Origin of the sequence: Klebsiella sp. HN106 (assembly GCF_051209435.1) — a bacterium.
GTDB classification, from domain to species: Bacteria; Pseudomonadota; Gammaproteobacteria; order Enterobacterales; family Enterobacteriaceae; genus Klebsiella; species Klebsiella oxytoca.
This window is the reverse complement of the sequence record NZ_JBLURD010000006.1, coordinates 182,796-198,688: the sequence shown is the minus strand read 5'-3', so window position 1 is coordinate 198,688 and position 15,893 is coordinate 182,796. Positions and strand designations below refer to the sequence as shown.

The window sequence follows — 15,893 nt, the reverse complement described above, 5'->3', positions numbered from 1 at the left end:
TAAGCGAAGCGTTAAACGTAAGGCAACGTAAAGATCTCCCGCTTTCCGCCCCTATTCGCTTCATTTTCCACCACTCATCCTCTATCCTGAGCGTTAACAAAACGCATACCACTGGGTCCAGGAAGACAATCATGAAACGGACAAAAAATATTAATCACGCCTCCTTTCGCAAAAGCTGGAGCGCGCGCCATTTAACTCCCGTTGCGCTTGCCGTTACGGCCGTGTTTATGCTCGCCGGTTGTGAACAAAGCGATGAAACGGTTTCTCTTTATCAAAACGCCGATGACTGCTCTGCCGCCAACCCGAGCAAAGCCGCAGAGTGCACCACTGCCTACAATAACGCGCTTAAAGAAGCGGAACGTACAGCCCCTAAATACGCCTCCCGCGAAGACTGCGTCGCCGAGTTCGGTGAAGGTCAGTGCCAGCAGGCGCCGGCTCAGGCCGGTATGGCTCCGGAAAACCAGGCTCAGGCGCAAAGCAGCGGCAGCTTCTGGATGCCGCTGATGGCTGGCTACATGATGGGCCGGATGATGGGCGGCGGAATGGGCGCTCAGCAGCCGCTGTTCAGCTCAAAAAACCCGGCCAGCCCGGCCTATGGTAAATATACCGACGCTGGCGGTAAGAGCTACGGCGCAGCGCAGCCGGGCCGTACCATGAACGTGCCGAAAACCGCAATGGCGCCAAAACCGGCCACCACCAGCACCGTGACGCGCGGCGGATTTGGCGACTCGGTCGCCAAGCAGTCAACAATGCAGCGCAGCTCGGCGAGCTCCTCTTCATCACGCTCGATGGGCGGCTAAGCGACATGGAAAGAATCAGCATTACCGAGCGCCCGGACTGGCGTGAAAAAGCGACAGAATATGGTTTTAACTTTCACACTATGTACGGCGAGCCGTACTGGAGCGAAGAAGCTTATTACAAACTGACGCTGGCGCAGGTTGAGAAGCTCGAAGACGTCACGGCAGAACTGCACCAGATGTGTCTGCAGGCGGTTGAAAAAGTCATCGCCAGCGATGATTTAATGACCAAATTCCGCATCCCCAAACATACCTGGGGATTCGTGCGTCAGTCGTGGAAAACCCATCAGCCCTCGCTGTATTCGCGTCTCGATCTGGCGTGGGACGGCGTCGGTGAGCCGAAACTGCTGGAGAACAATGCCGATACGCCGACCTCGCTGTACGAAGCGGCATTCTTCCAGTGGATCTGGATGGAAGATCAGCTGAACGCCGGTCAGCTGCCTGCGGGCAGCGATCAGTTTAACAGCCTGCAGGAGAAGCTGATCGATCGCTTCAGCGAGCTTCGCGAGCAGTTCGGCTTCCAGTTGCTCCACATGGCCTGCTGCCGCGATACCGTTGAAGACCGTGGCACCGTGCAGTATTTACAGGACTGCGCCGCAGAAGCGGGCGTGGCTACTGAGTTTCTCTACATCGAAGATATTGGACTGGGTGAAAAAGGCCAGTTTACCGACCTGCAGGATCAGGTGATTGGTAATCTGTTCAAGCTCTATCCGTGGGAATACATGCTGCGCGAGGTGTTCTCCACTAAGCTGGAAGATGCAGGCGTGCGCTGGCTGGAGCCGGCCTGGAAGAGCATCATCTCCAACAAAGCGCTGCTGCCGCTGCTGTGGGAGATGTTCCCCAACCATCCGAACCTGCTGGCCGCTTATTTCAGCGAAGATGCGCACCCGGAAATGGACAAGTACGTTATCAAGCCCATTTTCTCCCGCGAAGGCGCTAACATTTCTATTGTTGAAAACGGCAAAGTGCTGGAGGCGGTAGAAGGTCCGTACGGTGAAGAAGGCACCATCGTGCAGGAGTTCTATCCGTTGCCGAAGTTTGGCGACAGCTACACGCTCATCGGCAGCTGGCTGATTAACGACCAGCCGGCGGGTATTGGCATTCGCGAAGACCGGGCGATGATCACCCAGGATCTGTCGCGTTTTTATCCGCACATTTTCGTTGAGTAACCTCTAACCCCGGCAGTATCGCGTACGGCCGGGGTTTATCTGTTCTCAAGCGCCAATCACCACTGACAGCATGCTCAGGGATCCCATTTCCATTCCTTCTACCGGGATCGTAATCGGCTCCTCGCCGTCCCAGGCCCCCAGTACGTACAGCAGCGGCAGGAAGTGATCGGCCGTTGGGTTAGATAACGATCCGCCTTCATGCGTCAGGTAATTCACCAGCGGATGTTCCGCCACGGGGCCTTTCCATGCCAGGTTCGCCTTCACGTAGTTATTAAACGACTCCGCCCAGGGATAGGCCGTATTCTCGCCGTGCCAGCGTGCGGTGCGCAGGTTATGCACCACGTTGCCGCTTGCCACCAGCATAATGCCTTCATCGCGCAGCTGAGCCAGCTTACGCCCCATTTCGAAATGCCATGCGGCGGGTTTCGTGCTATCAATACTTAGCTGCACCATCGGAATATCGGCGTCGGGATACATTTTAATCAACACGCCCCATGAACCATGGTCAAAGCCCCAGGCTTCTTTATCCAGCGTCACCGGCACCGGCGCCAGCAGCTCAACCAGGCGCTGGGCCAGTTCAGGTGAACCCGGAGCCGGATAATGCATATCGTATAGCGCCTGTGGAAAACCGCCAAAATCATGAATCGTTTTCGGCGCTTCCATCGCCGTCACTCCCGTACCGCGAGTGAACCAGTGAGCGGAGATAACCACGATGGCTTTCGGCCGCGGTAAAGTCTCGCCCAGATGCCGCCAGGCGCGAGTATAGATGTTATCTTCCAGCACGTTCATCGGGCTGCCATGGCCTAAAAATAGCGCGGGCATGCGGATACGGGACATAGTGATATCCTTGATTGAGAGAGAGTTGATGTATTTACATTACGCGCTTTTGATTCAGGATAAACTCAGATAAGCATGATGATGATCGTCAGAAAATTTGAATGTAAGGGGCGGTAAAGAGTGAATCCGTGCACTCGCGATCGTCTATGAATAGCGATATTCTCAATAAGAATCATTTTCATAAGGAGGTGAATGTTGTCCTCACCCATCATTTTGACTCTGCTGGCAGGGAGCGCCACCTTTATTGGGGCAATATTCGGCGTGCTCGGCCAGAAACCCTCGAACCGCTTATTGGGTTTCTCTCTGGGTTTCGCCGCCGGGATCATGCTACTCATTTCCTTAATGGAGATGCTGCCCGCTGCGCTGGCGACTGAAGGCATGTCGCCGCTGCTCGGCTACGGCATGTTTATCATCGGCCTTCTCGGCTACTTTGCGCTTGACCGCATGCTGCCTCACGCCCATGCGCAAGATCTGATGAACCCCGGCATCTCCCGCCCGCGAAATCTGCGACGTACGGCGATATTGCTGACGTTAGGCATTAGCCTACATAACTTTCCTGAAGGTATTGCCACTTTTGTGACGGCCAGCAATAACCTTGAGCTGGGCATGGGGGTCGCGTTAGCCGTCGCGCTGCATAACATCCCGGAAGGGCTGGCAGTAGCAGGGCCGGTCTATGCCGCCACGGGTTCCAGGAGTAAAGCGGTATTCTGGGCAGGGCTTTCCGGGATGGCGGAAATCTTCGGCGGCGTGCTGGCCTGGCTGGTACTGGGCAGCGTGATCTCTCCGGTGATGATGGGCGCGGTCATGGCCGCGGTTGCCGGTATTATGATTGCGCTATCGGTTGATGAGCTCATGCCGCTGGCGAAAGAACTCGATCCGCAAAGCAACCCGAGCTATGGCGTGTTGTGCGGAATGTCGGTAATGGGATTAAGCCTGGTGGTTTTGCAAACGGTAGGGATTGGCTAAACAAAAGCTAAAAACAATAAAGCCCACCATAAGGCGGGCTTTATTCAGCAACCAGCGGCAATTAGCTGGCTTTACGCTCGTGTTCGCGACGGTAAGCCACTAAATCTTCAATGGTGACTACTTCCATATTGTGCTGTTTAGCAAACTCAATGCACTGCGGCGCACGCGCCATAGAGCCGTCGTCGTTAGTCAGTTCGCACAGTACGCCCGCCGGTTTGAGGCCAGCCAGGGTGACCAGATCGATTGTAGCTTCGGTGTGGCCGCCGCGGGTCAGAACGCCGCCCGGCTGAGCGCGCAGCGGGAAAACGTGGCCAGGACGGTTCAGGTCTGACGGCTTCGCGCCATCGGCAATTGCCGCACGTACGGTCGTTACGCGGTCAGCGGCGGAAACGCCGGTAGTCACGCCTTCAGCAGCTTCGATGGTGACGGTAAAACCGGTACCGTAGGCGCTGGTGTTGTTCTCTACCATCATTGGCAGGTCGAGCTGTTTACGACGATCTTCCGTCAGGCACAGGCAGACAATGCCGCTACCGTGGCGAATGGTCAACGCCATCTGCTCAACGGTCATGGTTTCTGCGGCGAAAATCATATCGCCTTCGTTTTCACGGTCTTCATCGTCAAGTACCATCACACCGCGGCCTTCGCGCAGTGCATCTAAAGCACGTTCCACACGTTCAAAAGCGGTACCAAAAGAGGAAAGTAGCGTCTGATTCATGGTAAATAAACCTCATTAATTGTATGGTTACCAGAATCAGGGCAGTCTTAGGAGCGCCGGTTTAGCGGCAAAAGTCAACGCAAGCGGGCGAAAACCCGACTGAGCCGTTACTCTCTCCCATCCGGACTCTAACCGTCGGCCCCGGAATTACACCGGATCTGCTGACCTTTCTGCATTTACAGAAAGCGCTCGCGGGCTTTCAACGCTATGGTTGATTTACCGCCGGTGGGGAATTTCGCCCCGCCCTGAGAATAAGCGAAGTAACTATAACGCTATTGACTATCGTCGGCAATGCATAAGCTTCAAACATTTATGGTTTATAGGTACCGCCGATCGCACTACAATGAGCGAATAACCGACCAGAGCAGGAAACCACCATGATTGACCCGAAAAAAATTGAACAAATCGCCCGCCAGGTTCATGAATCGATGCCGAAGGGGCTCCGCGATCTGGGGGAAGACGTGGAGAAAAAAATTCGTCAGGTGCTCCAGTCGCAGTTAACTCGCCTGGACCTGGTAAGCCGCGAAGAGTTCGACGTGCAGACGCAGGTGCTGCTGCGCACGCGTGAAAAGCTGGCGCTTCTGGAGCAACGTCTGAGCGAGCTGGAAAATCGTCCTCTAAACGCGCCGGCGACGCCGGACGCCGAAGAGAAGCTCTAAAAATAAGCAACGGGCCGTCAGGCCCGTTGTCGTATCGGTTGAGGGTAAGTAGATTAGTGCTCCAGCTCCGCTTCAGGGGTCATGGCTTTATTCGCCTGCTGGCAGTAAAGTTCATAGCGTTGACAAAACCATTCACGATGCTCTTCATCCATATTGCCGACAATGGCCTGAAGATCGACGGGCTGACCTTGTGCGTTCATTCTGGCGAAACTCTGGGCCAGAAAATCAAAATTCTTCATTAAATACATGTCTTTATTCTTCATACGCATACTCCTTCAGCCGTTGGTGTTCTGATTGGTCATATGCTTTTTACTGACTTCAGTATTTATCCTTACCTTAACTTTTTTTGTACGAAAAATGCGCCTGAAATGGCTATTTATTGAGCCAAATCATTTATGCCGTCATTAAATAGAAAGAGGCCCACGATTAGACGATCGCGGGCCTCTGTTGTACGAATTTGCAGCGTTATCGCTGGTTACGCTTATTTTCGCTTACCAGATCCGGATTAGCAGCCGCTCCAGTGAAGAGAGAAAACATTACTGATTGTTATCTTTCTGGATCTTCCTGATGATATTGGTCGTTGAGCAGCCATCTTCGAAGTTGAGCACCAGCACCTCGCCGCCGTTTGCCCACACCTCTTCGCTGCCGGCAATCTGCTCCGGCTTATAGTCCCCACCTTTCACCAGCAGATCCGGCAGAATTCCGGCAATCAGCCGCTGCGGAGTATCTTCTTCAAAAGAAACCACCCAGTCGACGGCCTCCAGCGCGCCCAGCACGATCATTCGCTGATCCAGCGGGTTGACCGGACGAGACTCGCCTTTCAGACGCCGGGTTGAAGCATCGCTGTTCACCGCGACAATCAGCCTGTCACCCAGTTTGCGAGCGTTCGCCAGGTAGGAAACGTGGCCCGCGTGTAAAATATCGAACACGCCGTTGGTCATCACAACTTTCTCGCCGCGCTTGCGCGCCGCGGCTACCGCCAGCTTGAGTTCTTCTTCGCTCATCACGCCAAAACCGGTCTCGGAGCGCCCGCGTACCGCGTTCTCCAGTTCGATAGGCGAAACGGTAGAGGTACCGAGTTTACCCACCACGACGCCAGCCGCCGCGTTGGCAAAGTAGCAAGCTTCTTCCAGAGTATTGCCGGAAGCCAGCGTCGCCGCCAGCACGCCGATGACCGTGTCGCCCGCGCCGGTAACGTCATAGACTTCCTGGGCCTGCGTGGGCATATGCAGCGGCGGTCGCCCCGGCTGCAGCAGCGTCATCCCCTGCTCGGAACGGGTCACCAGCAGCGCAGAGAGGTCGAAATCGGCGATGATTTTCATGCCGCGTTCAACGATCTCTTCTTCATCCTTACATTTACCCGCTACCGCCTCAAATTCTGAGAGGTTAGGCGTCAGCAGGGTAGCGCCGCGATAGCGTTCAAAATCCGTGCCTTTCGGATCGATAAGCACCGGAACGCCCGCATCGCGCGCCAGCTTGATCATGGTCTGGACGCTGGTCAGCGCGCCTTTGGCGTAATCAGAGAGCACCAGGGCGCCAATAGAGCCCAGCGCCTGCTGAATACGTTCGTGCATCGGCTGCGGATCGACGCCGGAGAACCCTTCTTCAAAATCGAGACGAATCAGCTGCTGGTTGCGCGACAGCACGCGCAGTTTGGTAATCGTCGGATGCGTCGGGACGGATACGAAGTCGCACTTCACGTTGACGTCAGCCAGCGCCTTACTTAACGCACGGGCGGCATCGTCAATCCCGGTCAGACCAACGAGGCGGGAGGTCGCGCCGAGCGACGCAATGTTCATCGCCACGTTTGCCGCGCCGCCAGGACGTTCTTCGATATTTTCCACCTTCACCACCGGTACCGGCGCTTCCGGCGAAATACGGCTGGTGGGACCATACCAGTAGCGGTCCAGCATCACATCGCCAACCACCAACACTCCTGCACGTTCAAACTCTGGCAGCGTTACTTTCATTACTCTCTCCTGCGAGACGCAAACTTTGCGCGCGATAATAGCACACCCGGTTTTTTAGTTAAGCCATCAACCACTTCTGCCAGCTGGCGCTGACCTGTTCACGCTCCTGGCTAAACGCATCTGGCGCCACGTGCCCCGGCTGTTCCTGCAGCGCCAGGTGATGTAGCGCATCGCGCAGCGTAGTGTAAGCGTGAGTTAACGCCCTCGCCTCTGCCTCGTCCATAATGTCGTTCTGCGCCAGCAGTTCCAGGATACGAACGTTATCGGACCAGCGCGTGAGCTTCGGTTTATCACTGGCATAGCGTAGGACCAGATACTGAGTAATAAATTCAATATCGGTGATCCCACCGGCATCGGCTTTAATATCAAAGCGATCGTGATGCTTATTCCCCAGGTGAGCGCGCATTTTTTCGCGCATTTCCCGCACTTCGGTCTGCAGTTTTTCGCCTTCTCGCGGGGTAGTAAGAATATCCCGACGAATGGCGTCAAAGCGCGCCTGTAGCTCAGGATCGCCATACACTACGCGGGCGCGAACCAGCGCCTGGTGTTCCCATGTCCATGCCTCATTCTGCTGATAATCAGCAAAGGAATCGGCGGTAGTGACCAGCATCCCCGCTGCGCCAGAGGGGCGTAAGCGAGCATCCACTTCGTACAGAATGCCTGACGAGGTGCGGGTACTGAAAAGATGCATGATGCGCTGCGCCAGGCGCAGATAAAACTGACGGCCGTCGATTTCGCGTTCGCCGTCGGTCATCACCTCCATCGGGCAATCGTGGAGGAACACCAAATCGAGATCGGAACTGTAGCCCAGCTCCCAGCCCCCCAGCTTGCCGTAGCCGACCACCGCAAAACCGCGCCCCTGGCGATCGTGCAGGTGCGTCGGCTGCCCGTAACGGGCCACCATCTGCAGCCATGCCTGCTGGACGACTGCGTCAATCATCACCTCCGCCAGCCATGTTAAGTGATCGCTCACTTTCATCACTGGCAGCGTTCCGGCGATATCGGCCGCAGCGATGTGCAGCAGCTGCGCCTGCTTAAACTGGCGTAGCGCCTCCAGCTGCTGCTCTTCATCATCTTCCGGTACGCGCAGCAGATACTGGCGCAGTTCATCGCGATAGGCATCGGTGGCCGTTGGCTGATAAAGCGTATTCGGGTCCAGCAGTTCGTCCAGCAGCAGCGGATGGCGGGCCAGCTGACTGGCGACCATCGGCGACGCCGCGCACAGGCTAATCAGGTGCTTTAACGCGCCGGGGAATTCGCTCAGCAGCTCCAGGTAAGTGGTGCGGGTGACAATTCCGGTGAGCAGCGGCGTAATACGCGCCAGCGGTACCGGAGCATCGGCGCGCGAACAAATTTCGCTAAGCAGATGCGGCATGAGCTGGTCAAGCACCTGACGACCGCGCGGACCAATCGTGCGCCGGTCCAGCTCTTTGCGAAAATCGGCGATCAGCGCCAGCACGCTGCGGCGATCGCTGTCTACAAGATGCGCCAGCGCCGGGCTGGTATCATCTTCCTGCAGCGCGTCCTGCCACAGCTCGCGCCAGTACTCTTCAAGCTGCTCATCCGGCGACTGCGTTTCATCGTCGCCGATCAGTTCATTAAACACGCGCCGCACGTTAGCCATCTGTTCCGCCAGCCGCGCGCTGAGTGTCTCCCAGTCGGCAACGCCCATCCCCCAGGCCAGCCGGGCGCGATTAAGTTCATCCTGCGGCAAGGTTTGCGTCTGCTCGTCGTTGATGCTTTGCAGCAGGTTTTCCAGGCGACGCAAAAACAGATAGGCTTCGCGCAGCCTCTGCGCATCCCCTTCCGGCAGCAGATGTAGCTCTTCGATGGCGGCCAGCGTCGGCAGCAGCGCCCGCTGCTGCAGCATTGGCTCACGGCCGCCGCGAATCAACTGGAAGACCTGGACGATAAACTCCACTTCTCGGATGCCGCCCGCGCCGAGCTTGATATTGTCTTTTAATCCCCGGCGGCGCACTTCCCGGGCAATCATGCCCTTCATGTTGCGCAAAGACTGAATCACGCTGAAATCGATATAGCGGCGGAAGACAAACGGCCGCAGCATGGCGCGCAGCTCGTTGGCATAGACGCCATCGTTATCGCCCATAATTCGCGCTTTCACCATCGCGTAGCGCTCCCAATCGCGTCCCTGCTCCTGGTAATAATCTTCCAGCGCGGCAAAGCTCAACACCAGCGGACCGCTATCGCCAAACGGGCGCAGGCGCATATCCACGCGGTAGACAAAACCATCCTGGGTGGGTTGATCCAGTACCTTAATCAGGCGCTGCCCGAGGCGGGTAAAAAACTGGGCGTTATCCAGTTCGCGACGCCCGCCGCGCGTGGCGCCATGTTCCGGCCAGGCGAAAATCAGATCGATGTCGGAGGAGAAGTTCAGCTCGCCGCCGCCGAGCTTGCCCATCCCGAGGATGAGTAGCGGCTGCGGCGAACCTTCAGCATTACATGGAGTGCCCCATTCGCGACAGCAGGCAGCGTATAGCCAGTCGCGCGCGGCGACGATTAAGGTCTCCGCCAGCGCGCTTAGCTGCTGCAGGCTGCTCTCTTCGCTGACCAGCGATAGCGCCTGGGCCCAGGCGATACGCACCATGATCCGACGGCGAAACTGGCGCAGCTCGCGCATCAGCGCGGCTTCATCATTGACCTCGGCCAGGCGCACCTGCAGCCATTCGGCGTAGTGATGCCACTCCTGCGCCTCGGGGGGCGCACTTTCAAGCTCCGCCAGCCACTGCGGCTGCGCGATCAGACTCTGTTCGACGAAATCGCTGAATGCCATAACTGATTGCGCCCGATCGCTCAACGTCGATACGGGAAAATCCGCTGGCAGCCGGCCAGCGACCGTCTGCCAGTGCTGCTGTAATTGCGAAGAAAGCGGCATCTTAGGGGCTCCCTGGCCTGAAATTATCGTTTTCCACTATGCAGCCAGAACGGCTCTGCGGCCAGCGCCTGGCGACGAAAATATTCGATAACGCTGCTGTCATTATGCGCAATCGCCCGGCGGGTTTCTTGCCAGTTTTCCAGCCACGGCGCGGCAGCATCGGCATAGGCGCCGGATAACAGCTGAACGGTGTCAATTTCGCGGGTCAGACGCGGAAGCTGATCGGCATAACCGTCAGCGGACGGCTGACGAAAAGCGTTTTTCAGCTCCGCCGCCGCCCTGGAGAGCTGAATATCCGCAAAGCGTTTAAACGATCCGGCAATTTTCTGCTCTCCGGCTGCGTTCAGGAAAGGACGCCAGCCGCGGTTAACCAGCAGATCGGTGAGCGCCAGCTTCGCTCTGACGGTCGCCACGCTGAAAAGCGCCGCCTGGGTCGTTTCGGCTTCCGCCAGCGCCGCCTCGGCTTCGCTCAAACGTTCACGCAGCAGCGTGGTGGCCTTGCGCGGGACAATACCGCCAAACAGTACCAGCGCGTGCCGCACGCGGGCGATAGCGTGCAAAATCTCCGCTTTCGCTTTCGCATTGCCGCGATTGAGGACTTCATCATGATATAGCCAGTGCGCCAGCGCGCTTTCCAGCGCCGCCTCCAGCCCCTGTTCGACGCTGGCTTTCGGCGCGACGCGAAGGATCGTTAACGCGGTCAGCGGGCGTTCTTCGTTGCCCTGCGCCAGATGATAACCTCGCGCCGCTTTGCTCAGGCTTCCCTGACGCAGTACGCCGGTATCCAGCAGGCCGCGGGCAAGGGTCAGAATATCCTGCGTATTACCGGACAGAAGCTCCAGCTCCAGCTCGCAAATGGGTTCCTGATGCTCGCCGGCTTTGACTTCGCCGCGATCGAGTGCGATTTCAATTTCGCTGTCGCCTTCTTTGACCACCCATCGCTCACGCTCAAAATCGGTGCTGAAAAGCGGCTGTACGTTCTCAGCAAGCTCCGCCGGCAGTTCACCCTGCGGCCAGACTTCAGCCGGAAGCTTTTCCAGCGCCAGCTCAGGGCTTTCCAGCGGAATGTTATATTCCGGACGCTGATGCAGACCGCCGACGACGCGCCCGGCGATTTTCAGCGTCATCTCATAGCGCCCCTGGTCGCCGCGAACGCGCAGCCCCATGTCGTGGCGGCGCAGCCAGTTATCCGCCGTTTCATAGTAAATATTCAGTAATTGACCCGCGGGCGTGTGCTTTGCCTCCAGCGTATTGAGGTGCTGACGCAGCGCGTCAACGCCATTCTGATCAACGATAAACTTTAATTCGATTTCTTGAGCCATGACTGAATTCTTCCGCTTATATGCTGTGCCGGGAAATTGCGGCGAACTAACAACGATATTTCTTGTCAGTAAATAGTATTTTGCGGCGAATCGCCATGCAATGCGCATTTTGCCGGGCCACCTGATGGATGATTCCGATTGTGGCGGAAAACTTTGCGTCGCTTCGGCGATGCCACTACTATCGTTCAACTTTTTATGACCAAACGATGACCTGATGCCAAAATTACGCCTTATTACATTGACTTTGCTGGCGCTGAGCGCCGCCACGGCGGTTCACGCGGAAGAAAAACGTTACGTTTCAGATGAACTGAATACCTGGGTGCGCAGCGGTCCGGGCGATAACTATCGCCTTGTGGGCACCATCAACGCCGGCGAAGAAGTCGCAGTGCTGCAAACTAACGACAGCACTAACTATGCTCAGGTGCGCGACAGCAGCGGCCGTACCGCCTGGATCCCCTTGAAAGAGCTGAGCAACGAGCCCAGCCTGCGCACTCGCGTGCCGGATCTGGAAAACCAGGTAAAAACCCTGACCGATAAACTGAATAACATTGATACCACCTGGAACCAGCGCACGGCGGACATGCAGAAGAAAGTCGCCGGTAGCGATGCCGTCATCAACGGCCTGAAAGAAGAGAATCAAAAGCTGAAAAATGAGCTGGTTGTCGCGCAGAAGAAGGTGAACGCCGCAAATCTGCAGCTTGATGACAAACAGCGCACCATTATCATGCAGTGGTTTATGTACGGCGGCGGCGTGCTGGGCGTCGGCCTGATTCTGGGACTGGTGTTGCCGCACCTGGTACCGAGCCGCAAGCGCAAAGACCGTTGGATGAACTAATTCGTCTTCTCTGCCAGACTTACGTATCATCGTAAGAAAATGAAGACGGGAGAGTAAGGCGTGAAGGTTTATCTGGTCGGTGGTGCAGTACGAGATGCGTTATTAAGGCTACCGGTTAAAGACAAAGATTGGGTCGTGGTTGGCGCCACGCCTCAGCAACTCCTCGACGCGGGCTACCAGCAGGTAGGCCGTGATTTTCCCGTGTTCCTTCATCCGCAAAGCCGTGAAGAGTATGCCCTGGCGCGCACCGAGCGCAAGTCCGGTTCCGGTTACACCGGTTTTACCTGCTATGCCGCCGCTGACGTTACCCTTGAGCAAGACCTGCTGCGCCGCGATCTGACGATCAATGCGCTGGCCCAGGACGCCGACGGTCAGATTATCGATCCCTACGGCGGCCAGTCTGATTTACGCCAGCGCCTGCTGCGCCACGTCTCGCCCGCCTTTAGCGAGGATCCGCTACGCGTTCTGCGCGTGGCGCGTTTTGCCGCCCGCTACGCGCATCTGGGGTTTCGTATCGCCGATGAAACCATGGCGCTGATGCGCGCAATGGCCGATGCCGGTGAGCTTGCACATCTCACGCCGGAGCGGGTATGGAAAGAGACGGAAAGCGCCCTTACCACCCGCAACCCGCAGGTCTTCTTCCAGACCTTACGCGACTGCCGCGCGCTCAAGGTGCTGTTCCCGGAAGTCGACGCCCTTTACGGCGTACCGGCTCCGGCTAAATGGCACCCGGAAATCGACACCGGCCTGCACACCCTGATGACCGTCACCATGGCGGCGATGCTGTCACCCGAAGTCGACGTGCGTTTCGCTACCCTGTGCCACGACCTCGGGAAAGGACTGACGCCAAAAGAGCTCTGGCCGCGTCATCATGGTCACGGCCCGGCTGGCGTAAAGCTGGTCGAACAGCTCTGCGCCCGTCTGCGGGTACCCAACGAGCTGCGCGATCTGGCAAAGCTGGTCGCCGAATTTCACGATCTGATTCACACCCTGCCCATGCTGCAGCCAAAAACGCTGGTCAAGCTGTTCGATAATATTGATGCCTGGCGCAAGCCGCAGCGGGTCAGGCAAATCGCCTTGACCAGTGAAGCCGACGTGCGCGGGCGCACCGGTTTTGAGGCCTGCGATTACCCTCAGGGTCGCCTGCTGCTGGAAGCCTGGGACGTTGCCCGAGCGGTCTCAACAAAAGAGGTCGTTGCGGAAGGGTTTCAGGGAATTGAGATTCGTGAAGAGCTGACGCGTCGGCGGATTCAGGCCGTCGCCCGCTGGAAAGAAAAGCGTTGCCCCCAGCCGCAGGACTGAGGGCTGGCGCTTAGAAGAAGACCACGTACACCGCTGCCGCGACGATAAAGCGATAGATGGCGAACGGGATAAACGAAATACGTTTAATCAGCTGCAGGAAGGTTTTAATCGCAATCAGCGCGACGATAAACGCCGTGATAAAACCGACGGCAAACATCGGAATATCGCTGGCGTTGAGGAAACCAATACTTTTGTACATATCCAGTACGGTCGCGCCCATCATCATCGGCACCGCCAGCAGGAATGAGAACTCAGAGGCCGCATAGCGGCTTACGCCCATCAGCATCCCGCCGGAAATTGTCGCCCCGGAACGCGAGAAGCCCGGCCACAGCGCCAGACACTGGAAACAGCCGATCACGAACGCCTGACGATAGGTCATATCATCAATGCCCACCGCGCGGGGCTGTTTTGGCTTCAGCACTTCCGCTGCGATCAGCAGCACGCCGCCGACAATCAGCGCGTACATCACGTTTATCGGGTTAAACAGAGACTTGATGGTATCGTGGAAAATCAGCCCCAGCACTACCGCCGGGATCATCCCCAAGAGAATATGGATAAGCGACAGGCGACCGCTGCCCTGGCCTTCATGCTCGGGCTTTTTGCCGAAATGAATACCGATAAGGCCGAACAGACGACGCCAGAACATCACAACAACGGCAAGAATGGAACCAAGCTGAATCACTACTTCAAACGTATTTGCGGTATCGCCTTCAAAACCCAGCAGATGACCGACAATAATCATATGACCAGTACTGGAAACAGGTAAAAACTCGGTCAAACCTTCAACCACACCCAATATTGCCGCCACCAGCAGCGAGTGTATATCGCTCATCCAATTAAACCCTTTAAAAAGTAATATGAAAAAAACCAGAAACGAATAACCAGGCTATCAGGCTTCAATATTGGCCACGGACAGCGCGCAGAAACGGGAGCGTACAGGTTGTACGCGCGGCTTTCGGGCGCTTCCCGGGGACAAAACGGCAAATAAAATAGCCTGATGGTCGGATTCTATGACCGGTATAAACACAATTTGTTTAACGAGTATGACCTGAAAAGTTTTGTTTCAGATTAAGGCCACGTTCAATCACGACGCCAACGTTGGCCGCCCGGGCTACCGCGCCAGGCTTGCTGACTTTAATACGCACCCATGGAGATTGAAACTTTTCCAGCAGCAGGTCAGCAATCTCTTCCGCCACGCGCTCGACCAGCGCAAAGCGCCCGCCTTCAACGTGGTTGATGACCGCCTCGCTGATATCAGCATAGCTGAGACAATCGCTGACATCATCGCTGGCCGCCGCTTTGCGGTTATCCCACGCCATTTCGATATCGAACACCAGCTTCTGTTCAATGGTTTGTTCCCAGTCATAAACACCAATAGTGGTGATTACCGAAAGTTGCTCTATAAATACAATATCCATCACGACCTGCCTGCTTTTTGGCTAAACCGGATACCACTTCCGGCCAATTATGCGTATTATCCACAGATGCAAAGACATCCCCTAAATAATTTGCGTTGCAGGAAGAGAGCGACGCGGCAAGGCCCCAGGAGCATAGCATCGCTATGGGTCTCTGCGAGCCAATGCGCGGATAACGCGCAGCGCACCGGGGATAAAACGACACTTTCAAAATGGAACAGCTGATGAGTGCAATCGCGCCTGGACTGGTTATCCTCGCCTACCTCTGCGGCTCAATCTCCAGCGCCATTCTCGTTTGCCGCCTCGCTGGCCTTCCCGACCCTCGCGACAGCGGCTCCGGCAATCCAGGGGCGACTAACGTCCTGCGAATTGGCGGCAAGGGCGCAGCCGTAGCGGTGCTTATTTTTGACGTACTGAAAGGCATGCTGCCGGTCTGGGGAGCGTGGGCGCTAGGCCTGACGCCGTTCTGGCTCGGTCTGGTGGCCATTGCCGCCTGCGTAGGCCATATCTGGCCGGTATTTTTTAACTTTCGCGGCGGTAAAGGCGTGGCGACCGCTTTCGGAGCCATCGCCCCTATCGGCTGGGATCTCACCGGCGTGATGGCCGGAACCTGGCTGCTTACGATTCTGCTCAGCGGCTACTCCTCGCTGGGGGCGATCGTCAGCGCGCTGATCGCGCCGTTCTATGTCTGGTGGTTCAAACCGCAGTATACTTTCCCGGTTTCGATGCTCTCATGCCTGATTCTGCTGCGCCATCACGACAACATTCAGCGTCTGTGGCGGCGTCAGGAAACCCGCATCTGGACCCGGTTCAAAAAGAAGAAAAAAACGCCGGAGCAGAAATAACCTTTGCTTCGACGCAACTTCGCGGCAAGGCGGTGAGTGAGTCCCGATGAGCTTACTCCAGTCAGTGATTCGGGCGAACGACAAATCTGCCGGGATCAGATTTGAACGTCGCTTGCGACGGCCCGCCAGGGCGAGGCCCATGGATGGGCCGAGTAGCCCGTAGCCAAC

The 15,893-nt window shown here is 56.7% G+C and carries 15 protein-coding genes and 1 riboswitch; of the genes, 7 read left to right on the top strand and 8 right to left on the bottom strand.

What is annotated here, in order from left to right:
* The first annotated feature begins 131 nt into the window (after positions 1 to 131).
* Together ACSIPU_RS16680 and ACSIPU_RS16675 are read left to right on the top strand one after the other, a co-directional pair.
* Entirely contained in the window at positions 132 to 800 is a 669-nt protein-coding gene (locus ACSIPU_RS16680) for a DUF1190 family protein (RefSeq protein WP_004105863.1), read from the top strand.
* A gap of 5 nt (positions 801 to 805) precedes the next feature.
* Positions 806 to 1,966 (top strand): glutathionylspermidine synthase family protein, encoded by a 1,161-nt coding sequence (locus ACSIPU_RS16675; protein WP_004105865.1) that lies wholly within the window; start codon positions 806 to 808, stop codon positions 1,964 to 1,966.
* Positions 1,967 to 2,011: 45 nt separating this feature from the next.
* Here the strand turns inward: ACSIPU_RS16675 and ygiD are convergent, their stop codons facing one another.
* Positions 2,012 to 2,803, bottom strand: coding sequence for a 4,5-DOPA dioxygenase extradiol (gene ygiD / locus ACSIPU_RS16670; protein ID WP_004105868.1), 792 nt, complete (start codon positions 2,801 to 2,803; stop codon positions 2,012 to 2,014).
* Positions 2,804 to 2,998: 195 nt separating this feature from the next.
* Here ygiD and zupT point away from each other — a divergent pair, with 195 nt between their 5' ends.
* Positions 2,999 to 3,769: a zinc transporter ZupT gene (gene zupT, locus ACSIPU_RS16665; protein WP_024274733.1), complete on the top strand. Its 771-nt coding sequence runs from the start codon at positions 2,999 to 3,001 to the stop codon at positions 3,767 to 3,769.
* Positions 3,770 to 3,830: 61 nt separating this feature from the next.
* Here the strand turns inward: zupT and ribB are convergent, their stop codons facing one another.
* Positions 3,831 to 4,484, bottom strand: coding sequence for a 3,4-dihydroxy-2-butanone-4-phosphate synthase (gene ribB, locus ACSIPU_RS16660; RefSeq protein WP_004105870.1), 654 nt, complete (start codon positions 4,482 to 4,484; stop codon positions 3,831 to 3,833).
* Between the two features lie 105 nt (positions 4,485 to 4,589).
* A riboswitch (FMN riboswitch) is annotated at positions 4,590 to 4,741 on the bottom strand.
* Between the two features lie 120 nt (positions 4,742 to 4,861).
* Between ribB and ubiK the strand changes: the two genes are divergently transcribed.
* A complete protein-coding gene (ubiK, locus tag ACSIPU_RS16655; protein WP_017145410.1) occupies positions 4,862 to 5,143 on the top strand; it encodes a ubiquinone biosynthesis accessory factor UbiK in 282 nt (93 codons plus the stop codon).
* Between the two features lie 53 nt (positions 5,144 to 5,196).
* Here the strand turns inward: ubiK and glgS are convergent, their stop codons facing one another.
* The 4 genes from glgS to ACSIPU_RS16635 form a co-directional block, all read right to left on the bottom strand.
* Positions 5,197 to 5,406: a cell surface composition regulator GlgS gene (gene glgS / locus ACSIPU_RS16650; protein WP_004115630.1), complete on the bottom strand. Its 210-nt coding sequence runs from the start codon at positions 5,404 to 5,406 to the stop codon at positions 5,197 to 5,199.
* Between the two features lie 273 nt (positions 5,407 to 5,679).
* Entirely contained in the window at positions 5,680 to 7,113 is a 1,434-nt protein-coding gene (hldE, locus tag ACSIPU_RS16645) for a bifunctional D-glycero-beta-D-manno-heptose-7-phosphate kinase/D-glycero-beta-D-manno-heptose 1-phosphate adenylyltransferase HldE (RefSeq protein WP_004115631.1), read from the bottom strand.
* A 58-nt stretch (positions 7,114 to 7,171) separates the two neighbouring features.
* Positions 7,172 to 10,006 carry a bifunctional [glutamate--ammonia ligase]-adenylyl-L-tyrosine phosphorylase/[glutamate--ammonia-ligase] adenylyltransferase gene (gene glnE, locus ACSIPU_RS16640; RefSeq protein ID WP_435322250.1) on the bottom strand — a complete coding sequence of 945 codons (2,835 nt, stop codon included), beginning with the start codon at positions 10,004 to 10,006 and terminating at the stop codon, positions 7,172 to 7,174.
* Positions 10,007 to 10,029: 23 nt separating this feature from the next.
* Positions 10,030 to 11,328, bottom strand: coding sequence for a CYTH domain-containing protein (locus ACSIPU_RS16635; protein WP_049593629.1), 1,299 nt, complete (start codon positions 11,326 to 11,328; stop codon positions 10,030 to 10,032).
* Between the two features lie 214 nt (positions 11,329 to 11,542).
* Here ACSIPU_RS16635 and ACSIPU_RS16630 point away from each other — a divergent pair, with 214 nt between their 5' ends.
* The gene (locus ACSIPU_RS16630; RefSeq protein ID WP_004105876.1) at positions 11,543 to 12,163 is read left to right on the top strand and encodes a TIGR04211 family SH3 domain-containing protein; all 621 of its coding nucleotides are present in this window, start codon (positions 11,543 to 11,545) and stop codon (positions 12,161 to 12,163) included.
* Between the two features lie 60 nt (positions 12,164 to 12,223).
* A complete protein-coding gene (locus ACSIPU_RS16625; RefSeq protein ID WP_016808007.1) occupies positions 12,224 to 13,465 on the top strand; it encodes a multifunctional CCA addition/repair protein in 1,242 nt (413 codons plus the stop codon).
* Between the two features lie 10 nt (positions 13,466 to 13,475).
* Here ACSIPU_RS16625 and bacA read toward each other — a convergent pair whose 3' ends face one another.
* Complete coding sequence (gene bacA / locus ACSIPU_RS16620) at positions 13,476 to 14,297, bottom strand: undecaprenyl-diphosphate phosphatase (RefSeq protein ID WP_004105879.1); 822 nt, start codon at positions 14,295 to 14,297, stop codon at positions 13,476 to 13,478.
* Positions 14,298 to 14,499: 202 nt separating this feature from the next.
* Entirely contained in the window at positions 14,500 to 14,883 is a 384-nt protein-coding gene (gene folB, locus ACSIPU_RS16615) for a bifunctional dihydroneopterin aldolase/7,8-dihydroneopterin epimerase (protein WP_004105881.1), read from the bottom strand.
* A 221-nt stretch (positions 14,884 to 15,104) separates the two neighbouring features.
* On the opposite strand from folB, the gene plsY reads away from it, so the two are divergent.
* A complete protein-coding gene (gene plsY, locus ACSIPU_RS16610) occupies positions 15,105 to 15,725 on the top strand; it encodes a glycerol-3-phosphate 1-O-acyltransferase PlsY (protein ID WP_004105883.1) in 621 nt (206 codons plus the stop codon).
* Positions 15,726 to 15,893 lie beyond the last annotated feature (168 nt).